Below are 22,617 nucleotides of genomic sequence, written 5' to 3' on the forward strand. Positions count from 1 at the left end.
TGATGTCGATGGTTGGTACGGGCGTGCGGGTCAGGCTGCTCGGGCCGGTGGAGGTGGTCGTCGCCGGCAGTCCGCAGGCGGTGAACGGCGTGCGCCGCAAGGCGGTTCTGGCCACGTTGGCGCTGCACGCGGGGCGTGTCGTCAGTGTCGACCGGCTCATCGACGTGGTCTGGGGCGACCAGCTACCGGCCACGGCGGCGAACACGTTGCAGCGCCACGTCTCCTACCTACGCGGGGTGCTCGGCGAGCCCGGGTCGATAGTGGCGCGCCAGCCCGGATATCTGCTCGACACCGGGCCGGACTCCACTGATGTCCAGGCCGCCGAGCGCCTCATCGAGCTGGCCCGGCGCGCTACGGACCGCAACGAGCAGGTGACGCACCTGACGGCCGCCGTCGCACTGTGGCGGGGTCCACCGCTGGCCGACGTGGCCGGGTCGGCCTGGCTTGAGGAGCAGGCCGAACACCTGGCACGCCTACGGTTGGAGGCCGAGCGATCGCTCGCCGAGGCCCGGCTGTCCGTCGGTGAGCACGCCGGCCTCGTACCCGGGTTGGAGCGGCTGGTCCGACAGCACCCCTTCGACGAGCACCTGCACGCGCAGCTGATGCTCGCCCTGTACCGCGACGGCCGCCAGGGCGAGGCGGTCGCCACGTACCGGCGGCTGCGCGACAACCTGCGGGAGAACCTCGGCCTCGATCCGGGTCCGCGGCTACGCGACCTGGAGTGCGCCATCCTGCGCCAGGACAGCGCTATCGCCGCACCGGCCGCGGCGGCCTCGACGCGGGTCGCGGCGCAACTGCCTCCCCCCGTACCCACGTTCACCGGTCGCGACGCGGAACTGGCCGCCCTCGACGCGCTGGTCGGCCGGGGCGGCGCCGTCGTGGTGTCCGGGACCGCCGGCGTCGGCAAGACCGCCCTCGCCGTGCACTGGGCGCACCGCGCTGCCGAGCGCTTCCCCGACGGGCAGCTGTACGTCAACCTGCGCGGTTTCGACCCGGCGGCCACACCGACCGAACCGGCGCGTGCGCTGCACGGCTTCCTGGAGGCGCTCGGTGTTCCGGTGGCCCGGATGCCCGGCGACCCGGACGCGATGGCGAGCCTGTACCGCACGACTGTGGCGGGCAAGCGACTGCTGGTGGTGCTGGACAACGCCCGCGACGCGGAACAGGTCCGGCCGCTGCTGCCCGGCTCACCGGACTGCCTCGCCATCGTCACCAGCCGCGACCAGCTCATTCCGCTGGTCGTCACCGAGAGCGCCCACCCCGTGCCCCTCGACCTGTTCAGCCCCGGCGAGGCCCGCGACATGCTGGTCCGCCGGCTCGGGGAGCGCCAGGTCACCGCCGAACCCGCCGCGGCCGACACCATCGCCGACCGGTGCGCGCGGCTGCCCATCGCCCTGGCCATCGTGGCCGCCAGAGCCGCCACCAACAGGCACTTCTCGTTGGCCGCCGTCGCCGGCGAACTGGGTGACCTGGACGCCTTCCGCGCAGGCGACGAGGCCACCGACGTACGGGCGGTCTTCTCCTGGTCGTGCCGGACGCTGAGCCCACCCGCGGCCCGGCTGTTCCGGCTGCTGAGCCTGCATCCCGGCCCGGACGTCTCCGCCCCGGCCGTGGCCAGCCTGGCCGGCGTCGACGGTCGGGCGACAGGCCCGCTGCTCACCGAGTTGACCCGGGCGAATCTTTTCACCGAGCACACGTACGGGCGCTACGCGTTCCACGACCTGCTGCGCGCGTACGCCGCCAGCCTCGCCGACGAGGCCGAGCCGCCGGCCGAGCGTCGGGCCGCCATCCACCGACTGCTCGACCACTGCCTGCACACCGCCCACGCCGCCGACCTGGCACTGCACCCGCACTTCAGCACGATCAGCCTCCCGCCGCCCTGCGCGGGCGTGACGCCGGAGCGCCCCAGGAGCCGGTCGGCCGCCGCGGCGTGGTTCACCACCGAGGTCCCCGTCCTGCTCGCGGCGGTGCCGCTCGCGGCGCGGTCCGGGTTCGAGGGACACGCCTGGCGGCTCGCCTGGGCCATGGCCGGCTTCCTGCACCGACAGGGGCACTGGCAGGACTGGCTCGGCACGCAACAGATCGCGCTGGCCGCCGCGTCCCGCATCGGGGACCAGGCGGGGCAGGGCCACGCGCACCGCAGCCTCGGTCTCGCCTGCTCCCGACTCCGACGGTACGACGAGGCCGACGACCACCTGCGGCGCGCACGCGACCTGTTCACCGATGTCGGCGACGACGCCGGACGGGCGCACACCTGCCTGAACCTTGGTCAACTGGCCGAGCGGCAGGGGCAGCACCAGCAGGCCCTGCGCCACTCCCGGCGGGCGCTGACCCTGTTCCGGGGGACCGGAAACCGGGCCGGGCAGGGGTACACCCTCAACGCTGTCGGTTGGCAGGAAGCGCTGCTCGGCAACTACCAGCACGCGCTTGAATCGTGCGGCGAGGCGCTGCGGATGTTGCAGGAAGTGGACGACGTCCAGGGGCAGGCCGACACCTGGGACAGCCTCGGCCACGCCCATCATCAGCTCGGCGACGATCGGCGAGCGATCGCCTGCTACGAGCACGCCCTGGACCTCTTCACGCAGGTGAACGACCGGTACGCCGAAGCCAGCACGTACGTCAATCTTGGCGGCAGCCACCGGGCGCTCGGCGACCTCGCCGCCACCCGTGCCGCGTGGCGCCGAGCCTTGACCATCCTCGACAAGCTCGGCGATGCCGACGCCGACTCGATCCGCGCCGACCTCGACCAGCTCGACGCCACACGGCTGCACTGACGTACCCCGCTTTCAGCGCCGTTTCCGGGCCGCTTCAGCGCAGCCCGCCACTCTTCGGACACCAGTTTCTTCCGCACCAGGAATGGAGCGTTCGATGAGTCGTTTGGCACACCGCCTCGCGGTGATCGGGGTGGTCAGCGGGACGGTGCTGGCCATGTCCTCCGCCGCCGTGGCCCGGACGGAGAAGCCGCCGCAGAAGGGCGCCGACTGCGTGGTCCAGTACGTCGACGAGCGCGGGAAGATCCTCCGCACCGAGACCGCGCCCGAGGGCCGGGAGCACAGCCCGTTCCGCTGCGTCGCCGGGAAGTGGACGTTCGCCTGGGCGCCATTCGGAGCGGACGACATGATCACGGCCGACGAGATCCAGATCGAGCCCTCCGGTGCCGTCTCGGTCCGGCGGTTCACCGGCCCCGCCCTGGGCAACGACCTCACGGTGGGCGAGATCGCTGGCATCGCCCAGGCCGTCAGCGGCAGCCGAGAGGTGCTGGTCGACCGCGCGATCGTGGCCGTCGACGACGGCAAGGAGCGGACCCCGGAGCAGGTCGCGGCGCTGCTGGCAGGCAAGGACGACACCGGCGTACGGGTGCTGGACATCATCGAGAAGCCCCATGCCGCCATGTCGACGAAGGACGTCATCGACGAGGCCGGCGGCACACCCGAGACGACAGTCGTCTACTTCAGCATCTGGGGCGCGATCAAAGCGGTGTTCGCCTGGATCGTGGACACGATCGGCGAGATCGGTGAGTGGATCGACGACCACTGCGACGCGGGTTCCCCCAACGACTTTGGCGACGTGATCACGTGTCAGTGGTAGCCCGTCCCACCCCGCCGACACCGATCACCGAGATGAGGACAGGATGACAACTCTGCGGGACATCACCCGGCGCGCCACCATCATCACGACCGCCCTGATCGTCGGGCTGACCGCTTCGTACGCCCCGTCGCAGGCCGCCGAGGGGGAGGCCCGGACGACGATCACCGACCAACCCGGTGCCCCGGGCGCGATGCTCCAACAGTTCGAGGACCTCACCGGCCGACCCGTCGGCGACCTGGACAAGGTGCTGGCCGTCGACACCGGCGGGCGGAACCTCACCGGCGACCAACTCGAAGCACTCGCCGCCGGTAGGGAGGTCGACGGGGTCACTGTCGTCGGCACGATTCCGGGCAGCCGGGACGTCCTCGGCACCACAATGGCCGACCTCGCCGACGGGACGTACGACGGCAGCGGCGACAGCGGGACGGCGACGTCCCTGCTCTTCGCCTCGTCCAACCCCGGCGGCCCCGAGTGGTGCCTGACCATGTGCGTCGCGTCGGGCAAGACCATCTGGCAGTGCCTGCTGTCGCGCCGGACGGGCGAGCTGATCCTCACCCTCGACCTCGCCGGCGCCACCACGGTCGGTGGGACGAAGGCTGCCTTCGAGAAGGCCAAGGGCGTCGCCGTCGACGGCCCAGACACGGTGGACACGTTGATCGGTGATCGTGAGCCCTCGGCGGACGAGATCAGGACGCTCCTCGACGGCAAGGACATCGAGTCGATGCGCCGGGTGGCGACAGTGGCCGGGCCGGACCCCGGTTGGGCGCTGGCCGACATCGCCGAGAAGTCCGGCGTCGTGTACTCGAAGAACAGAGGCCACCTCTTCACTTTCACCTTTCCGGTCCTCGGCAAGGTCCTCGTGTGGTGCGACTCGAAGGATGGCGGGAAGACCTGGAAGTGCTCGGCCCTTTGATGGGGTTCTCACGGGTAGACCGTCAGCGGTCCCGCTCCGCATCGACCTCGCCGGTCGGTGCGGAGCGGGATCGCTCGTCAGCTTGCGGCCGGGCGGCAGCGTGCGATCCTCCACTCAACCCCGGAGGCCGCAGGTGGCGTCTCACTCTGCGTCCGCACTGAGACGCGAGGTGGACGCGACCTGGAGGTGGCGTGAGTCGGCACGAGGACGACGAAGAGTTTCGGCTGTTCGTCCAACGACAGTGGGGGTCGCTGCTCCGAACGGCGTACCTGCTGACCGGTGACCGGGGGACAGCCGAGGACCTGACGCAGTCGGCGTTGGAGAAGACCCATCGGAGCTGGGGTCGGGTGCTGCGCCGGGACGCGCCCGAGGTCTACGTACGCCGGGCGATGGTGAACACGGCGATCTCCTGGCGGCGTCGGCGGCGGCCGTTGGAGGTGCCGCTGCTGACCTCCGACAGCCAGCCGGCGCATGACGCGTACGTGCAGGTGGAGTAGCGCCAACTACTCCTCGCCGCGTTGCGGCGATTACCGCCCAGGACGCAGGCGGTGCTGGTGCTGCGCTACTTCGAGGATCTCAGCGAGGCGGACACCGCCAAGGTTCTCGGCTGCTCCGTCGGCGCGGTGAAGAGCCAGGCGTCGCGCGGTTTGGCCCGGCTGCGGAGCGACTTCGCCGCCCCACCCGCCGCTCAGTCCCCGGTACGGCTCGAGGAGGAACTGGCATGACCGGAAGCTTCGCCAATTCGACGCTCGGTCCCGCGCTGCGGCAGGCCGCGCACGGCGTCGACGTACCCGAGGATCCCTGGCCCGGGTTCGCCCGCCGGGAGCGACGGCACCAGCGGACGCGGCTGATCCGCACGGCGTTGGCCGCCGCGGTCGGGGTCGCGCTCGTCGGGGTCCAGACCAACGTGGTTCCGCTGCCCGGATGGGCACCCGGCATCGCTGTCGCCGCCACTCCGACGGCGCTGCTCGACGCGCCACCGCGGGGCGCGCTCGCCGGGGACCGGGCCTGGCTGGACACGCTCCGGACGCGGATCAGCGTCGATCCGCCGGTGCGAATCGACGCCCCGGTGGGTGCCTGGAAGATCGGCGACCGTGACCGGATCCGTCTGATCTACGGCAGTGACCAGGCGGGCCATCGGGTCGCGCTGGTAGCGGTGCCGCTGCGGTTCGGCCTGCTGACCAGGGAAGCGCTGGTCTGGTACGTGGGTCCGGCCGGGGCCGGTGCCCAGCAGATGCGGTACGGCGGCCACAGCGAGGGTGACGACGACCCGGTGCTGACGTTGATGCGGGCCTACCCCGACCGGGCTGGGTTCGCGGTCGCGGTCGGTCCGCCCGAATCCACAGTGATGATCAGTGGCGACCCTCGGTACACGCCCAGGGGGACTGTGGAGTACCAGGACATCGCCAGGGCGGACGGAGTCGGAGTCGGTTTCGCGGTGCTGCCGCCCGAACCCCTGCCGCACGAACCCGTTGTCCGGGTCAGCCGCGGCGATCGGGTGTTCTTCCAGGGTGGTCTGGGCGGCGGCCCGTACGCCGCGCTCGACCCGACCGGGCCGGAGATGGACGCCCTACTCATCGCCGCTCGCCAACCCGCCCGCGGCACGCCGCTCGACGACGTCAACCTCCGCACCTTCGTCCAGACGGCACTTCAGGACAGCCACCTTCCAGCCGCCGGCACGACGGTGCGGGTGCGGTGGTCGGGCCGCGAGCACGGCCAGGCCGCCGCGTTGCTCACCGTGCAGCCGGCCGGCGGTGGGGTGATCGCGTACGCCATGCACGGCGACGATCGGACCGGCTGGGGGACCGACCTGCGGCTGCTGTTGCCGGCCGAGGGCGCCGACAAGCGACCGATCGGCTGGCGGGTCCGGACCGAGGACGGCGCCCGTCCCGCCACGGGCGAGGTGCGGGTGATCGCCCCGCCGGACGCGGCCCGGGTCACTGTGACGGTCGGCGGCGCACCGCCAGCCACTGTCGCCCTCGACGCGTCGAACGCCGGCACCACCCGGGTACTGCCGGACCAGGCGGCCACTCTCACCGCGTACGGCAGGGACGGCGGCGTCCTCGGGACCACCCCGCTGCCGCCGGTGGAGACCGACAGCAGCGCGGGAGGACTGCCCGGCGACAGCCCGGCCACCCGGGTGACACCCTGACGCAGCGGCCGAGCCGTCCGAGGACGGCTCGGCCCGCGTCGGCCTCTAGGATCGACAGCCTTGATGGCGACGGCCTGCGGGAGCGCATGGTGACAAGCGAGGCGGAACGGCCGCTCGACCGGCTCACCGAGCGGGCCGAGGCCGTCCTCGTCGACTTCGACGGTCCGATCTGCCGCCTGTTCGGCTCCAAGGCCGCGCCGCGCATCGCCGCCGACCTTCGGCAGCTGATCGTCGGCCGGGGCGTCGTCCTGCCCGACGAGCTGCGCGACGGGGACGACCCGTTGGAGCTGTTCCGCGCGACAGCTGTGTTCGCGCCCGAGCTGGTGGGCGTCGTCGGTGCGGCCCTGGCGGCGGCGGAGGTCGAGGCGGCGGCGTCCGCGGAGACCACGATCGGAGCCTTCGACGTGGTCGGGGCGTGCCTGGCGACCGGGCGCCCCCTCGCCATCGTCAGCAACAACTCCGCCGCTGCCATCGACGCCTATCTCGGACGCCGCGACCGGGCCCACTACTTCGCCGCCGTCATCGGCCGGGGTGAGCACCCCGATCTGCTGAAGCCCAACCCGATGCCCGTTGTGCGGGCCCTGCAAGAGCTGAAGGTCGCACCCGATGCCGCTGTTCTGGTCGGTGACTCGGTCACCGACGTGGAAGCCGCCCGAGCAGCCGGTGTCGCCTGCATCGGGTACGCCAACAAACCCGGCAAGGCCGAACGTCTCGCCGCAGCCGGTGCCGACGCGGTCGTGACCGACATGACCGACCTGGCGGGCGTCCTCGCTCGTACGCGCAAGCCGGTCAGCCTGCTGCAGTGGGTCGACTCGGGCGGCGGGCCGCTCATCGTTGTGCCGACGACGGCACTCGGCGAGTGGAAGGGCGCGTCGGACGACGACGATGACTCCTGGGGCGACTACGACCGGGCCTGCCGGGTCGACGGTTACGTGGGGGTGCTTGACGTCGGTGCCGTCCAGGCGCTCGTTCTGGCCGACGAGCCGGCGTCCACCACGTACCTACCGGACCGGCGGATCTTCGTGCGGTGGCTCTACGCCGCCTCCGAGGCAGATGTCGTCCGCCTCGTTCCCCGGGCGGTCAGGATCGCCCGCTGGGAGGACGCGGGTACGTGGACGACCAGCGGGCCGGCCGAGTTGTTCGACTCCGGCTACACCGGCGACGGGCTGGAGCACACCACCCACCTCACCGTGGACCTGGCTCGTGGCACCTACCTGATCCGCACCGCTTTCGTGCAACCCGACAAGAGGACGGCGCTGATGCTGGTCCACCTGGTCGAGCAGCCGCAGCCGGTCTGAGTGCCCGAACAGGTCCGAACAGGCCGGTGAGCAGCCCGGACGGGCGCGTGGCTGTTCGGAACAAGCACCGACCGTAGTGGATACCTAACTGGCGGCAATACGCTGATGTCCAATCACCCGGACGCCGGCGATCGACATGGGTGATGAGTTCGCCGACATGTGGGGGCCTTCAACGTTCGGTCAGCGCTGTCGCCTGTTCAAGCGGCGACACACACCCCTGGAGAGGGAGACATCATGCGAATCCGTCGTGTTATCTACGCAGCGGCCGTCGGGGCCATCGTTGCGGCCACCTGGATGGCCGCGCCGGCTCAGGCCGGTTGGGGTCACGGCTGGTAATCGGCTTCGGGCGAATGCGGGCGGGCCGGCGCCCAGCGGGACTCCGGCCCGCCCGACACCCACACGGCCGGACTTCTGTCGCCTCGCGGCGGGTCCTCGCACCTCGATGAGCCGCTGGAAGGTGGGTGGCCCCAGCTATGAGTCGAGTCGGGGATCGCACAGGCGCTGGGCGTCCTCCTGCCAGGCGCTTCCGACGAGAGCGACGGGGTAGCGCGCCTCTCTGAGCCGCTTGTCCTCGGTCTCGACGGAGAACCGCACCGACAATGGCTCCAGCTCGAACGCCGTCGCGCACTCCAATTGCAGTTCGACGGGGATCTGGCCGGTGCCACCCGGGCGAACCTGCCGGGCCTGGCCCATACTCCGTACCTGGACGCCCGGCCTTTCTGCCTGGGCCGCGCGGATCGTGATCGGCGCGGGGCCGGTGTTGATCAGTGTCAGCTGCCCGTTCAGCAGGACGGTTCCCCTGCTGTTGAAGCCTCCCGAGAAGCCCGACTCAGGTAGGGCCACGAGCGAGACCACAGTGGACTGCCCGCGCTGTGCCCGAGAGTCGCGCAACTCGCCGACACCGATGCCGCCGAGCACCACACCGATCGCGAAGGCGGCGACGAGTGAAAGGAGTATCTTCCGTTTGTTCGCGATGTTCCCGTGGGTGCTGCCACTCCGTTGGGCCGGCTCAGGACCGTGTTCGTCGAGATCGATCACCACATGTTCCGCCGCCATTGCGACAGCCTAGGGCTGGCACATGTCCGGTCAGGAGGCGGCTGTGCGGACCTCTGACACGATGTGATGCATGGATGGGGAGCAGCGGGAGCGTGCCGTCTTCATCGCTGAAGCCGAGTTGCTCGAGCAGCGGCACGACTCCTGGGCTTCACTTCAACGGAGGCAAGCCGCGTTCTGGCAACGCTGGAGCACCCTGACCACTGTCTCGTCGGCGGTCCTCGCCGGCGCGTCGGGGGCGGCCGGGCTGGCCTCCGCCGAGTTGGGCACGGCGGCCGCGATCGCGGCCCTGGTGGCCGCTGGCCTCGCCTCGGTGGCCAGCAGTTCCGGGGCCGCCCACCGCAGCGAAGTGGCGTTCACCTCCGCTGCGGCCAACCAGGCCCTGGCCGACCAGGCCAGGGCCTTCCGGACCATCTGGGCGCCACACCAACCGCTGACCGATGTGCGAGCCCGGTTTGCCGAACTCTCCCATCAACGCGATCAGGCGGTCACCAGCGCGGCGTTGAAGTTGGGCAGGCGGTCGTTGATGCGGTATCTCCAGAGGACCGCGCCCTCGGTCAACCCGCGAGGACACTGACGCCGCCGCCCGCCTGGGTTGGCTCACTGCCGGAGCACCGGAGCACCGGAGCCGGGCGTCGTGCCTCAGCCACCTGTCAGGACGCTGCCGTACGGATCTCCGAGCGGGTCGGGACGACGCGGTGACGGCGGACCGGGTACAGGACCGGGTGCGCGATGCTCCAGGCGGCGCCCGCGCAGACGAACTCCTTGTAGCGGGCCGCCAGCTTCCCGGTGAGCTGGGCCGGCCTGGCCCGGTCGTCGGCGGTCACGTACTGGATGATGCCGTCGCGGCGGCCGAGGCTGATGCACTGGTTGAAGTAGCGCAGCGGGGCCTTGGGGAACTTCGCCCGACCGGTCAGGCGTGCGGCGATGGCGTCGGCGGCCTGCCAGGCCATCGGGATGCCCGAGGCGCAGGACATCCGCAGTGGCTTGCCGCCCGGTCCTTCGGCGATCGCGGCGTCGCCCACCGCGTACACCTCGGGGTGCGAGACCGACCGCATGCTGGAGTCGACGACGATCTGTCCGGTCGCCGCGACCGTCAGGGTCGTGGCGGCGGCGATGGGGTGCACGGCGAAGCCGGTCGTCCACACCGTCACCTGGGCCGGAATCTCCCGACCGTCGCGGGTGACCGCACCGGCCGCCTCGACCCGCGCGATGTCGGTGTGCTCGTGCACCGTGATGCCGAGCCGGTCGCAGACGCCACGCAGGTGCTGCTGCGCCTTGCCGTTGAGCCAGTCGCCGAGACCCCCGCGCGCGGCGAGCGCGACATCGAGGTCCGGCCGGGTCTCCGCGATCTCGGTGACCGCTTCCAGGCCGGTGAGGCCGCCGCCGACGACGAGCACGGTCCCGCCGGCCGCGAGGTGGGCGAGGCGGTCGCGCAACCGCAGCGCCGAGGGCCTGCCGGCGATGTCGTACGCGTGCTCGGCGACCCCGGGGACGCCGTGGTCGGCGGCAACGCTGCCGAGGGCGTAGACGAGCGTGTCGTACGCGATCTCGTCGGTGCCGTTGTCGTCGGCGAGCGCGACGGTCCTGCGGTCGACGTCGACGGCGGTGACCCGCGCCCGTCGAGGGTTGACGCCGGTGCCGGCGTAGACCTTGCTCAGTGGGCGTGGTGTGAGGTTCTGTCCGGTGGCGAGTTGGTGCATGCGGACCCGCTCGACGAAGTCCGCGTCGGCGTTGACGAGGGTGATCTCGGTGTCGTCCCGGTGCAGCCGCTTGGCGAGGCGCCCGGCGGCCATGGCTCCGGCGTAACCCGCTCCGAGGACGACGATGCGGTGCTTCATGGTGGCACTCCTGTCTCGGTGATGGTCGCTTCCTGAACCGGACAGCGACGCGATTCCTGACAGGAGTTGGCTATGAGCTGGATCACCAGACGCGGAGGGTGGGCTCCTCGTGCTCCGAGGCGGACCACTGCCGGGTGGCGCGGACGAGCTTGTCGGGGTTGACCTGGTTGTGGATGGCCGTGACACCCTCGGGCGTCACCTGCACCGACATCACGCCGATGACCCGATCGTCGATCACGACCACCACGGCCGGAGCGCCGTTGGCGGTGGTGACGTACATGGCGGGGCTGCCACCGACCAGGTCCCGTTTGACGTCGGCGGGCTTGAACAGGCCACGCAGGAACTTCGCCACCGCCAGCGCGCCGACGATGGGCGCGGACCGGGCCGGGATCTTGCCGCCGCCGTCGGCGGTGCTCGTCGCGTCGTCGGTCAGCAACTCCACCAGCCGCTGAATCTCGCCGTTGTTGGCCGCCGTGAGGAACTCCGCGACGACCTTCCGGGCGGTGGCCAGGTCGACCTCCGCGCGGGACCGTTCGGCGGCGACGTGCTGCTTGGCGCGCCGGTAGGTCTGCTGGCAGTTCGACTCGGTCATGCCGAGGATCTCGGCGATCTCACCGTGCGAGTAGCCGAAGGCCTCCCGCAGCACGTACACCGCGCGTTCGTTCGGCGACAAGCGCTCCAGCAGGGTGAGCACCGCCATCGAGACCGACTCGCGTTGCTCGGCGGTGTCGAGCGGGCCGAGCATCCGGTCCCCGGCGAGGACCGGCTCGGGCAGCCACGTGCCCACATAGGTCTCCCGCCTGGCCCGCGCCGAGGTCAGCTGGTTGAGGCACACGTTGGTGAGGACCTTCGTCAGCCACGCCTCGGGCGTCTCGACGTGCTCCCGGTTGGCGCCCTGCCAGCGGAGGAAGGTGTCCTGGACGGCGTCCTCCGCGTCGCTGGCCGAGCCCAGCAGGCGATAGGCGATCGCCTCCAGGCGGGCCCTGGAGTGCTCGAACACCTCGACCTCGTCCGGACTGAGCGGCATGACTAGACAGTATCCAGGCGGACGGCGGACGGCGGACGGCGGACGGCGGACGGTTCAGGGTTGGGTCGTGCTGGGGCCGGAGACCTGGCTCGGCTTCCGCCGACCCACGTAGAAGATCCGCCCGGCCAGCAGCAGCACGAGCGCCAGCGGCACCAGCACGGGAGCGAGGGCCGGCCAGACCGGCCACGTCGGTTCGGCCAATCCATTCGCCAGCAGGCCCTGCCAGGTGAGGACGACGCCGGGGAGGAGAACGATCGTCACCAGTGTGCCCACCAGTCGGGGTACGGGTGGACGTCGCCGTCCCGCCAGCCCGAACAGCACCGCGCCGGCCGCGGCACCCGGGACGGTGGCAATGAGGATGACGGTGACGTAGCCGTCCGGCGCGGCTGGCACGAACCTCAGGACCGCCATGCGGTCCACCTGGGTGAGCGTGGCGGTCAGCCCGTCCCGTTCGGCCCGCCAGCCATCGCATGGCGAGCCAGTGACCCGATGGTTGCCCTGCCAACCCAGTGCGGTGGCGTTGCGCCGTACCAATTCGGAGTGCCTGCATTCGTCAGCTATAGCGTCGACGTAGTGGTATTCCGCGTACGCCGAGCCGAAGTCGTCGGGGCCCAGGGCACCGTGGACGTAGTTGAGGCCGACGCTCGAACCGACTGACTCGGTGCCGGGAAGCAACTCCGCCGCCATGCTCTGTACCCGGTCGAAGTTGACTGGCACGGTGCCGCGGCCGGCGTACCAGGAGCCGAGGCTCAGGCCGGCGGTGCCGAACAGCGCCGCGCCGAGCAGCACCATCGCGACCTGCCGTAGTCGATCTCGCACCGATGGACCCCTTCCCTGGTGCGGGGGAGCGTAGCCGAGCGCAACCAGCTCTGGATGTCCCGCGGGAGGGGCCGGGAGTGCGCTGTGGTCGTACCCTTGCCGCGGTGACGTCCGATCCGTTGCGCCGAGCCCTCACCGCACCCGCGGACCCGCCGCTACGGCCCCTGCCCGACCAGGTCGTCGCCCTACTGGAGGCCCTGGACGCGCCGCCGCGCCTAGCCGCGCACCTGCGGGCCGTGCACGACGTGGCCGCGCAGCTCACCGACGCGATGGCGCACCGGTTCCCGCAACTCCCGTTCGACAGCGAGGCGGTGCTCTTCGGCGCCGCCACCCACGACATCGGCAAGGTCCGGCACCCGGAGGAGTTGTCCGGGCCCGGTTCCGCGCACGAGCCCGCCGGTTACGAGCTGCTGCTCCAGCACGGCGTCGCCGATTCGTCGGCCCGGTTCGCGCGCGACCACGCGTCCTGGCACCAGGACGGCGTCGGCGTCGACGACCTGCTGGTCAGCGTGGCCGACAAGGTGTGGAAGGGAAAGCGGGTCACGGACCTGGAAGAGTTGCTCGTGGACCGGCTGGCCCACGCCACCGGCCGGGAGCGCTGGTCGGTCTTCCTCGACCTGGACGACATCCTCGACCGGATCGCCGCCGACGCGGACCGTCGACTCGCCTTCCAGGCGACCCATCCGGTACGCGGGTGACCCCGGTCAGCGGCTCGCCGGACCCGTTCCCACCGATCGGCGTGGTGGGCGCGCGGTCGGTGTTTCGTCGTACGGCGTCGACCGGTCGTGGAGGCTGGCCACCACCGCTGCGGTCAGGCAGATCGCCGCGGCTGCCATGAGCGGCGGGCGGGCGCCGAGGTGGACGGCGGCAGCGGAGCCGAGCGGGATCGCCACGACGAGCGGTCCGAACATCGCGGTGTTGGCCGTCGCGGAGACCCGTCCCAGCCGCGCCGACGGCGTGTGGGTCTGCACGGCGGTGACCGCCGCGACCAGGGTCCAGGGCAGCCCGACGCCGGCCACCATCGCCCCGACGACAGTGGCCGGCCACCACGGCAGGCAGCGCGCCAGGCAGCCGATCGCGAACAGTGCCGTTCCGACGACACCGACGGCAACGGGACCTCTTGTCGCGATGAGCCGGCCGACGATCAGGCCACCGAGAATGGAACCGGCGCCCTGCGCGCCGGCCAGCACGCCCAGGAACGTCGTCGGCAGGCGCAGATCGGTCACGACGATCGCGTAGATGCCCGCCGTCGTGAAGCCGGACATGGCGATCGACACCGCGGCGAGCACGACCGGTAGCCCTGTTGCTCGCTTCCCGAACAGGACCACCAACCCGGTACGCGGGCCGTCGCCGCGTTCGGTGGGCCGCTCGGCGGGCGTCGGGCTCAGGCGAAGGAGCGCGTACAGGGTGGCGACCAGGACCGGCGCGGCCGCACTGAGGACGGCGACCGCGTGGCCGCCCCGCCACGCGTAGAGGCCGGCCCCGGCCACTGGAGCGACGAGCTTCATGCCCTCCTGTGCGCTGGAGCGCCATCCGTTGACGTCGCCGAGTTCGGTCGGCGCGAGTGCCGACGGCAGCAGCGCCGTCTCACCGGCGTCGATCAGCACGTAGCTGACGCCGTAGGCGCACGAGACGGCGAAGATCAGCCACGTCTGCCCCGGCCCGCGCACCGCGAGCAGTGCGAGCAGGGCGGCGGCCAGCATGAGGTTGACGGCGATGACCAGTGGCCGCCGGGGTGCCCGGTCGAGCAGACCGCCCAGCCACGGGCCGGCGAGCACCGGGGCGTACACGCAGAGCCCGGCGAGGGCGGCGAGGCTGGTGGAGCCGGTGAGGTCCAGGATCCAGATGCCGGCGACCACTGACATGGCGCTGCCGCCGAAGCCGGACAGCAGGGAGATCGCCACGAACAGGCCCGCGTTGCGGCGCATGAGCCCTCCGAGTTGAGTCGAGGTGACTCACATCCTCAAGCTTGAGCGAGACACAGGCAATGCCACTGCGCCCTGTCAACGATTCATTGACAGGGCGGCGTCGATCGTCGAGGCGGCGGTCCGAGCGGGCGCGGGTAGCCGCTCACCCGCTTCGGCGAGATCGGTGGCGAGGAGCGCCGCCAACGCGTGCAGCGGGCCCGGGGCGGCATCCAACGCGGCGTCGACCGTGCTCCGCACGAGCGCCGCTCGACGAAATCGGCTGTCCCACCGCTGGTCGGCGCCGATCCACCGGGCGAGGTCGGCCACCGCCGCCCGCAGCGCCCCGATCTGCGGAGGCATCCGGAGGTCGAGCTGCCGCCGCCGCGACCATCGCGCCGCCACCAGCCGTTGTCGACGCTGCTCGGCGGCCTGCCGGCTGCCGAGGCCGAGCGCGGTCGCGATCTGGGCCCACGTCGCGCCGTCGTGGCGCGCGCGGTCGATGATCTCCAGCTCCTGCTCGTCCAGGCGGGCGCGGGTAGCGCGGACCTCCGCCAACCGAGCCAGCTCCGACGTCATCTGTCAACGTTACATTGACACTGTCCCAGACTCGGCGCTGATCGTCCTGGGCGCCCGGACCATGAACACGTCCACCGGGCCCTCGGTGTCCACTGTGAAGCCGTGCCGCTCGTACAGCCTCCGGGCCGGGCTGCCCCGCAGGACGTTCAGCCGCACCGGCGTGCCGAGGCGGTCACACCGGTCCAGCAGGTCGCCTGTCGTATCGTTCTCCGATGGTGCAGCCGGTGTGGGCGAACGGTGACGCGTACGAGGCGTACGTGGGTCGGTGGAGCCGCCTGGTCGCTGTGGAGTTCCTGCGCGGGTTGGCCGTTGCGCCGGGGCGGCACTGGCTCGACGTGGGGAGCGGCACCGGGGCGCTGACCTCGACGATCCTCAGCTACCACGATCCCGCCGAGATAACCGGCATCGACCCGTCGGAGGGTTTCGTCGCCGTCGCGCGTACCCGGGTCACCGATCCCCGGGCGGTCTTCCGGGTCGGTGACGCGCGGGCGCTGCCGCTGCCCGATCGCGTCGCGGACGTGGTGGTCAGCGGACTGACGCTCAACTTCGTGCCGGAGCCCGCGCGGGCGGTGGCGGAGTTCGCCCGGGTGGTCCGGCCGGCCGGGGTGGTGGCCGCCTACGTCTGGGACTACGCCGAGGGGATGGCGATGATGCGGCACTTCTGGGCCGCCGCCGCACAGCTTGACCCGGCCTCGGCGAAGCTGGACGAGGGGAACCGCACCACTGTGTGCCAGCCCGACGCGCTCCGCACGCTGTGGGAGTGGGCCGGGTTGCGGGACGTGTCGGTCTGGCCGGTGGACGTACCGACGACCTTCACCGACTTCGCCGACTACTGGACGCCGTTCCTCGGCGGTCAGGGGTCGGCGCCGGGGTACGTCGCGACGTTGGCCGAATCCGACCGGGCCGCGCTGCGGGAGTCGCTGGCCACCCGGCTGCCGGTCGAGCCGGACGGCTCGATCGGGCTCACCGCGCGGGCCTGGGCCGTACGCGGCACGCCGCCCGAGTAACCGTCGCGCCGAGCCGTTCCGGGCCCTTGTCGCAATTCGGACAAGACGGCAAAGCCCCTGGTAGAGCACCCTTGGGGCAGGTGGAGGTAGACGGGTGGCGGGCCACATCCCGATCCTCCGGCCCGGTGGGGACAACATCGTCCGCACCGGTGTCGCCCTCACCCAGCCCGGCCTCGAAGCCGTGGCGGTCACGGCACAGCCGCCGTGCCGATCGCGCGTACGACAGGCCGTGGCTGTCACCGACACCCCTGCGGGCGCCCGCAGCGGTGCCTCCGCCCATCGGGACAAGGACGTCAGCACCACCGGCAGTCAGGCAGCGCCGTCCGCCGGTCGTGCCTACCGTCCCCGTGCCCCGCCGGCCTTTCGCACTGTGGACCCCGCCGGGTCCGACGTCGCTGAACCGCGCGTCGGAGCCCTGGCGACCGAGCAAGAAAGGGCCCGACATGGCCGCTCCCACTGCAACCGCAGCCCTGAACGCATCCGTCTTCGCGCCGGGTGACCAGATGCTGCTGACAGTCACCTACTCCGACGCCGACACCAAACCGCTGACCGTCACCATCGTGGTCACCGACGCGCAGGGCAACAGCAGCGCGCCGGTCAAGGTCACGGCGGTCATCGACCCGCTCAGCGTGAGCGTCACCGACAACTCCGGACGTACCTGGACCCGGGTTTCCGACAACGGCTCCGTGGCCGTGTATCGGTCGGTGGCGTGATGCCCCGGGTAACCGTCCAGGTCCGCGACGCCGCCGGCAACACCGCGACGGCGACCGCCGACTACAGCCTGGGCCAACCAGTGCTCGGCGGCTACTACCTCTCCGGCGGCGCCGATCCGACCGCCGACATGGCCGGCGGCAACTTCCGGTCGCTCACCCAGTACCGCAGCCTCGCCGACGGCTACATCTTCCCCGGCTACAACAGGCCCTGGCTGGTCAGCCTGGGCAAGGCCGGGGTGCAGATGAACATGGTCCTGGAGCTGAAGCACTACGGCGCTCCGAACTACGGACCGCAGAGCTTCACGGTGGACGGCACCAGCTACACGGTGCCGGCGCCGACGATGACCATCCAGCAGCGCCCCGGCGCGACCTGGCCGAAGGCGTACGGGTACGGCCAGGTGATCAAGGGGCAGTGTGACGGGTTGCTGGCCCGTGCCCTGTCGCAGTACCGGACGCTCGGTTTCGGGGTGAACATCCAGCTCGCCTCGGAACTGGACACCGATCACGAGTTCGGCACCACCGAGGACGGCAAGGCGTACACCTGGGCCGAGTCGGACGCTCGGGCGGTGCAGGCGATGAACTACATCCTGACGTGGTTCAAGGCGCGGACGCTGCCGGCCGGGACGACCTTCTCGGTGGGGCTGGGCGGCTTCGACCGGGCCTGCTTTCAGCGCACCCACCCGGAGTCGCTGATGTCCCGCCTCGACTATCTCCAGTGGAACGCGTACGGCACCAACGCCAGCCACACGGCGCTGGCCCGGTTTCGGCGTACCAAGGACTGGGCGGTCGCGGATCTCGGCCCGGTGGCGCTGTCCCGACCGGTGATCATCGCCGAGTGGGGGGTCAGGTCGGCCGAGATCCCGGACCAGGCGGCCTGGATCGCCACGGTGCCGGCGGCGATCGCTCAGCTCAACGCCGAGCGTGGGCCACGGATCGTGCGCACCAACTACTTCAACTCCGGATGGGGCACCCTGACGCCGAAGGCCGTCGGGTTGGCCGCGCTCCGCGAGGCGTACGCCAAGCGGCCGTACGTCTGAGCGGGTTCCGGCGGCTCCGGGCTCCGGGGCCGCCGGGACCGCACCGGTCAGCCCTCGCCGAGCCGTTCGGCGTACGCGTCGCGCAGCTCGGGCCAGCCGTAGTCCTTGGCCTCCGCGCCGCGGATCGGGCCGACCGGGTCGCCGTCGAGCATCCGGTCGGCCACGTCGAGGCAGAGGTGCCAGCCGGCCGCGACCATCGGCAGCAGGCCCCGGTCGGCGACTGTGTGCCGCAGGGTGAGCCGGGTGCCGCTGCCCAGCGGGCTCAACTCCCAGCGCAGCAGGTCGTCGCCCCAGGTGTACTCCAGCAGGTGCGGCGGCTCGGCCCTGCGTACCGTCGCCGGGTCCTCCTGGGTCGTCTCGCCGTCGACGAGGGTGAGCACGGCGGTGCCGGCGTGGCCGAGATCGCGGTCGGCGAGGAACGGCGCCCACTGCGCGAGCTGGTCCGGGTCGGTCAGCGCCGCCCAGACGGTGGCTGGCGGATGCCGTAGGTCGCGGACGAAGACCAGTGTCGCGCCGTCGTCGGCGCGCACGTCGGCGGGTGGGCTCGGGCGGAACGCGTCGCGGTCCATTTACTGCTCCTGACTGTCGAGGTGCCGTTCCAGGGCGTCCAGGTGTCGGGCCCAGAGCCGCCGGTACGGGGAGAGCCAGCCGTCGACGTCCCGCAGCGGGCCGGGGTCGAGGCGGTAGATCCGCTGTCGGGCGGCCGTCCGGCAGGTGACGAAGCCGGCGTCGCGAAGCACCCGCAGGTGTTTGGAGACGGCTGGCTGGCTGACTCCGAGCCCGTCGACCAGCTCGCCGACGCTGCGTTCGGCGTCGCGGAGCTGATCGAGGATCCGGCGCCGGGTGGGCTCGGCGAGGACGGTGAAGGCGTCGGTGGACACCTGCCCAATATGCCTCCTCCGTCATATGACTGTCAAAGCATACGACGACAGCGGCCGTCCCGACGCGGCACCGCCCATCGGCTCCCTATGCTCGGATCATGGAACTTCGGATCTTCACCGAGCCCCAGCAGGGTGCCAGCTACGACCAGTTGCTCGCCGTCGCCCGCTGCGCGGAAGACGCCGGCTACGGCGCGTTCTTCCGGTCCGACCACTACCTGATGATGGGTGACGTGAGCGGCGAGCCCGGCCCCACCGACGCGTGGACCACGCTCGCCGGCCTGGCCCGGGAGACCAGTCGCATCCGGCTCGGCACGCTGATGACCGCCGCCACCTTCCGGCTGCCCGGCCCGCTGGCGATCACAGTCGCGCAGGTCGACCAGATGAGCGGCGGCCGGGTGGAGCTGGGCATCGGCACCGGCTGGTACGCCGAGGAGCACAGCGCGTACGGCATCCCGTTCCCACCGCTGGCCGAGCGGTTCGACCGGCTGGAGGAGCAACTCGCCGTCATCACCGGGCTCTGGGCCACACCGCCGGGGGAGCGGTTCGACCACGACGGTAGGTACTACCCGGTCCGGGACTCGCCCGCCCTGCCCAAGCCCGTGCAGCCGCGTCCTCCGATCCTGCTCGGCGGGACGGGCCCGAAGCGCACCCCTCGGCTGGCCGCCCGCTACGCGGACGAGTTCAACCTGCCGTTCGCCTCGGTGCCGGACACGGCGGCGCAGTTCGACAGGGTCCGCGCGGCCTGCGCCGAGATCGGCCGGGACCCGGCCGGGATGGTCTGGTCCAACGCCCTGGTGCTCTGCTGCGGGCGCGACGACGCCGAGGTGGCCCGCCGGGCCGCCGCCATCGGCCGGGAACCGGACGAGCTGCGGGCAAACGGCCTGGCCGGGACGCCCGCCGAGGTGCTGGACACCATCGGCCGGTACGCCGAGATCGGCAGCGAGCGGCTCTACCTCCAGGTGCTGGACCTCAGCGACCTGGAGCACCTGGAGCTGGTCGCCAGCGAGGTGATGGCGAAGCTCTGAGTCGACCGCGCCCCCGGGTCAGGCCCGGTGCACGCCCGTCCCGACCGCGTTCGGGTCGCCCAGCACGGTGTCCAGACGCCCGTCGCGGTCACTGTCCACGTAGGTGATGTCCGGGATCCCGTCACCGTCCACGTCGATCTGGACGACGTCGGCGACGCCGTCACCGTCGAGGTCGGTGACCACCTCCACCGAGCCGTCCAGGTGACGCGTCACGATCGACTGTGCGCCACCGGCGCGCGGCGGCGGGCCGGGTGCCGGCACCGGCGTCGGGGCGGGCGCGGGCGCCGGTGTCGGTCGAGGCCCGGGGGTGGGCGACGGGTGGCTCGGCAACCCGCCGGCCGGCGGCGCGCTGGCCTGCTCGACCTCGGTGCCGGTGGGGTCCAGTTCCTCCTCGGAGGGGAAGACGTCACCTCGTGCGGCCGGATCGCGGTAGCTGCTCATGGGCGTAGGGTTCCCCGACGACGACGAGAACAACCGTGCCCGATCGACCGGTGTCCTTGGTGCCCGGTCTGGCGGAAGATGTCGGGACCGACGCCACGGTCATGAAACGGGGGTCCGAGCGTGGAATTGCGCCGGAATCGGGGGGCCCGTGCGCTCGCCCTGGTCTGCGTACTCGGTGGAGTGCTGCTGTTGGTCTATCGCAGCGAGGGCGCCCTGCTGCGGACGATCATCGCGGTGGGGGCGATCGCGCTCGGCGCGGTGGCACTGGTCAGCGCGATGCGGCCGTTCCGGTTCAGGATCCACTCCGACGGGCTCAGCATCCGGCGGCCCGGCCTGCGTCGGGAGATCGGGTGGGCCGAGGTCGACGTGCTGGTCCTCGACGAGCCGTCCCGACGCGACGGCCATCCGGAGCCGCCGCGACTGCTGTTGGTGCCTGTGCCGGGTGTGACGATCGAGCCGGTGACCGCCCGTCACCCGCTCGACGGCCGAGCGGCCGTCGAATTGCTCGTCCTCGACCAGGTCCGTGAGCAGCCCGAGCAGGTGTCCGCCGCGCTCACCCAATACGCCGGCGGCCGTTTCGTCGACCTGCTCGCGCTGCGTCGCGCCGCCTTCGAGACCCCGGACCTCCCGGTCGGCCTACGTGGCTACCAGATGGACCGGGTCGACCGGTTGATCCGACGCGGCCAGGACGCACTGATGTCCGGGGACGCGTCAGCCCGGCAGGCGGCCCGGGGAGAGATCGAACGGGCCACCACTGCCGGTCTGCCGATCGCCCAACGTGGTTACAGCACCATCCAGACGGATACGGTTCTGGACGCCCTCGTCACCGCGTTGGCCGACCACCAGAGCACCGATCGGGAGACCGCCACATGACCGCGCAGGGATCGCACGCCGCGTCGACCACCGAGGTTCCGCGCCGCAACTGGGCCGGCAACGTGCGGTACGCCGCGAAGGCGTTCCACCGCCCCACCTCGATCGAGGAACTACGCCAGCTCGTCGCCGGCAGCAGCCGGATCCGGGCGGTGGGCAGCGGGCACTCCTTCAACCGTCTCGGCGACACCGACGGTGACCTGGTCAGCCTCGCCGGGCTGCCCCCGGTCGTCGAGGTGGACCACGAGCGGGGACAGGTCACCGTGAGCGGCGCGCTGCGCTACGGCGACCTCGCCCGACAGCTGCACACCCAGGGGTACGCGCTGGCGAACCTCGCCTCGCTGCCGCACATCTCGGTGGCCGGTGCGGTGGCCACCGCCACCCACGGCTCCGGCCAGACCCACGGCAACCTGGCCAGCGCTGTCGCCGGTCTGGAACTGGTCACCGCCGACGGCGATCTGCTCCGGGTCGACCGCGACACCGACACGTTCGCCGGCATGGTGGTCGGGCTCGGCGCGCTCGGCCTGGTCACCCGCGTGACCCTGGACGTCGTGCCGACCTTCGCGCTGCGCCAGTACGTACGCCTCGACTTGGACCGGACGGCGTTGGACGAGGCGCTCGGCTCGGCGTACAGCGTGAGTGTCTTCACCGACTTCCGTACGCCCCGGCTGCGCGAGGTGTGGCGCAAGCAGTTGGCCGACCAGCCGCCGCCCTCGGCGGACTGGCTGGGCACCACAGCGGCCGACCAGCCCCGGCACCCGGTGCTCGGGATGCCGGCGGAGAACTGCACCCCGCAGCTCGGTGAGCCGGGCCCGTGGCACGAGCGGCTGCCGCACTTCAAGCTCGGCTTCACCCCGAGCAGCGGCGACGAACTGCAGTCCGAGTACCACGTCGCCCGTACGGCGGCGGCGGACGCGCTCGCCGCGCTGGACGACCTGGCGGACCTGATCGCCCCGGTGCTGCTGGTGTCCGAGCTGCGGACGGTGGCGGCCGACGAGCTGTGGCTCAGCCCGAACTACCGGCGGGACAGCTTCGTGCTGCACTTCACCTGGGTCGACGACACGGCGGCGGTGCTGCCCGTGGTGGCCGCCGTGGAGGAGCGGCTGGCGCCCTTCGCTGCCCGCCCACACTGGGGCAAGGTCTTCGTCACCGACCCGGCGGAGCTGTCCGCCCGCTACCCGAGGTACGCCGACTTCGCCGCGCTCGTGGCGGACCTGGACCCGAAGGGCACGTTCCGCACCGACGCCCTGGACCGCTACTTCCCCCGGTGACCGAGCGCGTGCCATAGCGCTGTGGCATGGGGCGGCTGGGATTGGTGGGGTGGAAGACCCCGGACAGACACTGATGTCTGTCGATGAGTCTCATCGTCCGGTCCCCGTCCCGGGACCGTCGGCTCCACCCCCTCGGAGCGAGACATGCAGCCCGTACCCGCCATCACCCCCGAACCAGTCACCCGCCGCCCCCGCCGC

General features: G+C 71.7%; 22 protein-coding genes and 1 pseudogene. 14 read left to right on the top strand and 9 right to left on the bottom strand.

Features of this window, described 5'->3' with window-relative positions:
• The first annotated feature begins 2 nt into the window (after window positions 1–2).
• The 6 genes and pseudogenes from NIE111_RS25880 to NIE111_RS25905 all read left to right on the top strand — a co-directional run bounded on the left by NIE111_RS25880 (window position 3) and on the right by NIE111_RS25905 (window position 7,951).
• The gene (locus NIE111_RS25880; RefSeq protein ID WP_238686925.1) at window positions 3–2,774 is read left to right on the top strand and encodes an AfsR/SARP family transcriptional regulator; all 2,772 of its coding nucleotides are present in this window, start codon (window positions 3–5) and stop codon (window positions 2,772–2,774) included.
• A 94-nt stretch (window positions 2,775–2,868) separates the two neighbouring features.
• On the top strand, window positions 2,869–3,588 hold the full coding sequence (locus NIE111_RS25885) for a hypothetical protein (RefSeq protein ID WP_238686926.1): 720 nt from the start codon (window positions 2,869–2,871) through the stop codon (window positions 3,586–3,588).
• A gap of 43 nt (window positions 3,589–3,631) precedes the next feature.
• A complete protein-coding gene (locus NIE111_RS25890; protein WP_238686927.1) occupies window positions 3,632–4,501 on the top strand; it encodes a hypothetical protein in 870 nt (289 codons plus the stop codon).
• 191 nt (window positions 4,502–4,692) lie between these two features.
• Window positions 4,693–5,226, top strand: a pseudogene (locus tag NIE111_RS25895) (SigE family RNA polymerase sigma factor).
• Window positions 5,223–6,653, top strand: a complete 1,431-nt coding sequence (locus tag NIE111_RS25900) for a hypothetical protein (protein WP_238686928.1) — start codon at window positions 5,223–5,225, stop codon at window positions 6,651–6,653. Before NIE111_RS25895 ends, NIE111_RS25900 begins: the two are co-directional and overlap by 4 nt.
• 89 nt (window positions 6,654–6,742) lie before the next feature.
• Window positions 6,743–7,951: an Imm21 family immunity protein gene (locus tag NIE111_RS25905; protein ID WP_238686929.1), complete on the top strand. Its 1,209-nt coding sequence runs from the start codon at window positions 6,743–6,745 to the stop codon at window positions 7,949–7,951.
• Window positions 7,952–8,422: 471 nt separating this feature from the next.
• On the opposite strand, the gene NIE111_RS25910 is transcribed toward NIE111_RS25905, so the two are convergent.
• The gene (locus NIE111_RS25910) at window positions 8,423–9,007 is read right to left on the bottom strand and encodes a hypothetical protein (protein ID WP_238686930.1); all 585 of its coding nucleotides are present in this window, start codon (window positions 9,005–9,007) and stop codon (window positions 8,423–8,425) included.
• Between the two features lie 70 nt (window positions 9,008–9,077).
• Here NIE111_RS25910 and NIE111_RS25915 point away from each other — a divergent pair, with 70 nt between their 5' ends.
• Complete coding sequence (locus tag NIE111_RS25915; RefSeq protein ID WP_238686931.1) at window positions 9,078–9,581, top strand: hypothetical protein; 504 nt, start codon at window positions 9,078–9,080, stop codon at window positions 9,579–9,581.
• A 76-nt stretch (window positions 9,582–9,657) separates the two neighbouring features.
• On the opposite strand, the gene NIE111_RS25920 is transcribed toward NIE111_RS25915, so the two are convergent.
• From NIE111_RS25920 to NIE111_RS25930, 3 genes are all read right to left on the bottom strand, one after another.
• The gene (locus tag NIE111_RS25920; protein WP_238686932.1) at window positions 9,658–10,845 is read right to left on the bottom strand and encodes an NAD(P)/FAD-dependent oxidoreductase; all 1,188 of its coding nucleotides are present in this window, start codon (window positions 10,843–10,845) and stop codon (window positions 9,658–9,660) included.
• 82 nt (window positions 10,846–10,927) lie between these two features.
• A complete protein-coding gene (locus NIE111_RS25925; RefSeq protein ID WP_238686933.1) occupies window positions 10,928–11,872 on the bottom strand; it encodes an RNA polymerase sigma-70 factor in 945 nt (314 codons plus the stop codon).
• 54 nt (window positions 11,873–11,926) lie between these two features.
• Window positions 11,927–12,691, bottom strand: coding sequence for a hypothetical protein (locus tag NIE111_RS25930; RefSeq protein ID WP_238686934.1), 765 nt, complete (start codon window positions 12,689–12,691; stop codon window positions 11,927–11,929).
• 104 nt (window positions 12,692–12,795) lie between these two features.
• Here NIE111_RS25930 and NIE111_RS25935 point away from each other — a divergent pair, with 104 nt between their 5' ends.
• Window positions 12,796–13,389, top strand: coding sequence for an HD domain-containing protein (locus NIE111_RS25935; protein ID WP_238686935.1), 594 nt, complete (start codon window positions 12,796–12,798; stop codon window positions 13,387–13,389).
• 6 nt (window positions 13,390–13,395) lie between these two features.
• On the opposite strand, the gene NIE111_RS25940 is transcribed toward NIE111_RS25935, so the two are convergent.
• Together NIE111_RS25940 and NIE111_RS25945 are read right to left on the bottom strand one after the other, a co-directional pair.
• The gene (locus tag NIE111_RS25940; RefSeq protein WP_238686936.1) at window positions 13,396–14,619 is read right to left on the bottom strand and encodes an MFS transporter; all 1,224 of its coding nucleotides are present in this window, start codon (window positions 14,617–14,619) and stop codon (window positions 13,396–13,398) included.
• 75 nt (window positions 14,620–14,694) lie between these two features.
• Entirely contained in the window at window positions 14,695–15,174 is a 480-nt protein-coding gene (locus tag NIE111_RS25945; RefSeq protein ID WP_238686937.1) for a hypothetical protein, read from the bottom strand.
• Window positions 15,175–15,386: 212 nt separating this feature from the next.
• Here NIE111_RS25945 and NIE111_RS25950 point away from each other — a divergent pair, with 212 nt between their 5' ends.
• From NIE111_RS25950 to NIE111_RS25960, 3 genes are all read left to right on the top strand, one after another.
• On the top strand, window positions 15,387–16,181 hold the full coding sequence (locus tag NIE111_RS25950) for a class I SAM-dependent methyltransferase (protein WP_238686938.1): 795 nt from the start codon (window positions 15,387–15,389) through the stop codon (window positions 16,179–16,181).
• Window positions 16,182–16,624: 443 nt separating this feature from the next.
• A complete protein-coding gene (locus NIE111_RS25955) occupies window positions 16,625–16,894 on the top strand; it encodes a hypothetical protein (protein WP_238686939.1) in 270 nt (89 codons plus the stop codon).
• Window positions 16,894–17,931 (top strand): hypothetical protein, encoded by a 1,038-nt coding sequence (locus NIE111_RS25960; protein WP_238686940.1) that lies wholly within the window; start codon window positions 16,894–16,896, stop codon window positions 17,929–17,931. The genes NIE111_RS25955 and NIE111_RS25960 overlap by 1 nt, the downstream gene beginning before the upstream one ends.
• A gap of 47 nt (window positions 17,932–17,978) precedes the next feature.
• Here NIE111_RS25960 and NIE111_RS25965 read toward each other — a convergent pair whose 3' ends face one another.
• Together NIE111_RS25965 and NIE111_RS25970 are read right to left on the bottom strand one after the other, a co-directional pair.
• The gene (locus tag NIE111_RS25965; RefSeq protein ID WP_238686941.1) at window positions 17,979–18,500 is read right to left on the bottom strand and encodes an SRPBCC family protein; all 522 of its coding nucleotides are present in this window, start codon (window positions 18,498–18,500) and stop codon (window positions 17,979–17,981) included.
• The gene (locus tag NIE111_RS25970) at window positions 18,501–18,812 is read right to left on the bottom strand and encodes an ArsR/SmtB family transcription factor (protein WP_238686942.1); all 312 of its coding nucleotides are present in this window, start codon (window positions 18,810–18,812) and stop codon (window positions 18,501–18,503) included.
• A gap of 98 nt (window positions 18,813–18,910) precedes the next feature.
• Here NIE111_RS25970 and NIE111_RS25975 point away from each other — a divergent pair, with 98 nt between their 5' ends.
• Window positions 18,911–19,837, top strand: a complete 927-nt coding sequence (locus tag NIE111_RS25975; RefSeq protein ID WP_238686943.1) for an LLM class F420-dependent oxidoreductase — start codon at window positions 18,911–18,913, stop codon at window positions 19,835–19,837.
• 18 nt (window positions 19,838–19,855) lie between these two features.
• Here the strand turns inward: NIE111_RS25975 and NIE111_RS25980 are convergent, their stop codons facing one another.
• Window positions 19,856–20,278 carry a hypothetical protein gene (locus NIE111_RS25980; RefSeq protein ID WP_238686944.1) on the bottom strand — a complete coding sequence of 141 codons (423 nt, stop codon included), beginning with the start codon at window positions 20,276–20,278 and terminating at the stop codon, window positions 19,856–19,858.
• 120 nt (window positions 20,279–20,398) lie between these two features.
• On the opposite strand from NIE111_RS25980, the gene NIE111_RS25985 reads away from it, so the two are divergent.
• Both NIE111_RS25985 and NIE111_RS25990 read left to right on the top strand, forming a co-directional pair.
• Window positions 20,399–21,151 carry a hypothetical protein gene (locus NIE111_RS25985; protein WP_238686945.1) on the top strand — a complete coding sequence of 251 codons (753 nt, stop codon included), beginning with the start codon at window positions 20,399–20,401 and terminating at the stop codon, window positions 21,149–21,151.
• Window positions 21,148–22,419 (top strand): FAD-binding protein, encoded by a 1,272-nt coding sequence (locus NIE111_RS25990; protein WP_238686946.1) that lies wholly within the window; start codon window positions 21,148–21,150, stop codon window positions 22,417–22,419. The genes NIE111_RS25985 and NIE111_RS25990 overlap by 4 nt, the downstream gene beginning before the upstream one ends.
• Window positions 22,420–22,617: the final 198 nt, after the last annotated feature.

The organism is Micromonospora hortensis, from assembly GCF_022230935.1.
Lineage (GTDB): Bacteria > Actinomycetota > Actinomycetes > Mycobacteriales > Micromonosporaceae > Micromonospora > Micromonospora hortensis.

Bases quoted from the DNA above. Each gene is read 5' to 3' on its own strand.
- NIE111_RS25880 (WP_238686925.1), top strand. From the start codon at position 3: ATGTCGATGGTTGGTACGGGCGTGCGGGTCAGGCTGCTCGGGCCGGTG.
- NIE111_RS25885 (WP_238686926.1), top strand. From the start codon at position 2,869: ATGAGTCGTTTGGCACACCGCCTCGCGGTGATCGGGGTGGTCAGCGGG.
- NIE111_RS25890 (WP_238686927.1), top strand. From the start codon at position 3,632: ATGACAACTCTGCGGGACATCACCCGGCGCGCCACCATCATCACGACC.
- NIE111_RS25900 (WP_238686928.1), top strand. From the start codon at position 5,223: ATGACCGGAAGCTTCGCCAATTCGACGCTCGGTCCCGCGCTGCGGCAG.
- NIE111_RS25910 (WP_238686930.1), bottom strand. From the start codon at position 9,007: ATGGCGGCGGAACATGTGGTGATCGATCTCGACGAACACGGTCCTGAG.
- NIE111_RS25915 (WP_238686931.1), top strand. From the start codon at position 9,078: ATGGATGGGGAGCAGCGGGAGCGTGCCGTCTTCATCGCTGAAGCCGAG.
- NIE111_RS25920 (WP_238686932.1), bottom strand. From the start codon at position 10,845: ATGAAGCACCGCATCGTCGTCCTCGGAGCGGGTTACGCCGGAGCCATG.
- NIE111_RS25925 (WP_238686933.1), bottom strand. From the start codon at position 11,872: ATGCCGCTCAGTCCGGACGAGGTCGAGGTGTTCGAGCACTCCAGGGCC.
- NIE111_RS25940 (WP_238686936.1), bottom strand. From the start codon at position 14,619: ATGCGCCGCAACGCGGGCCTGTTCGTGGCGATCTCCCTGCTGTCCGGC.
- NIE111_RS25945 (WP_238686937.1), bottom strand. From the start codon at position 15,174: ATGACGTCGGAGCTGGCTCGGTTGGCGGAGGTCCGCGCTACCCGCGCC.
- NIE111_RS25950 (WP_238686938.1), top strand. From the start codon at position 15,387: ATGGTGCAGCCGGTGTGGGCGAACGGTGACGCGTACGAGGCGTACGTG.
- NIE111_RS25955 (WP_238686939.1), top strand. From the start codon at position 16,625: ATGGCCGCTCCCACTGCAACCGCAGCCCTGAACGCATCCGTCTTCGCG.
- NIE111_RS25960 (WP_238686940.1), top strand. From the start codon at position 16,894: ATGCCCCGGGTAACCGTCCAGGTCCGCGACGCCGCCGGCAACACCGCG.
- NIE111_RS25965 (WP_238686941.1), bottom strand. From the start codon at position 18,500: ATGGACCGCGACGCGTTCCGCCCGAGCCCACCCGCCGACGTGCGCGCC.
- NIE111_RS25975 (WP_238686943.1), top strand. From the start codon at position 18,911: ATGGAACTTCGGATCTTCACCGAGCCCCAGCAGGGTGCCAGCTACGAC.
- NIE111_RS25980 (WP_238686944.1), bottom strand. From the start codon at position 20,278: ATGAGCAGCTACCGCGATCCGGCCGCACGAGGTGACGTCTTCCCCTCC.
- NIE111_RS25990 (WP_238686946.1), top strand. From the start codon at position 21,148: ATGACCGCGCAGGGATCGCACGCCGCGTCGACCACCGAGGTTCCGCGC.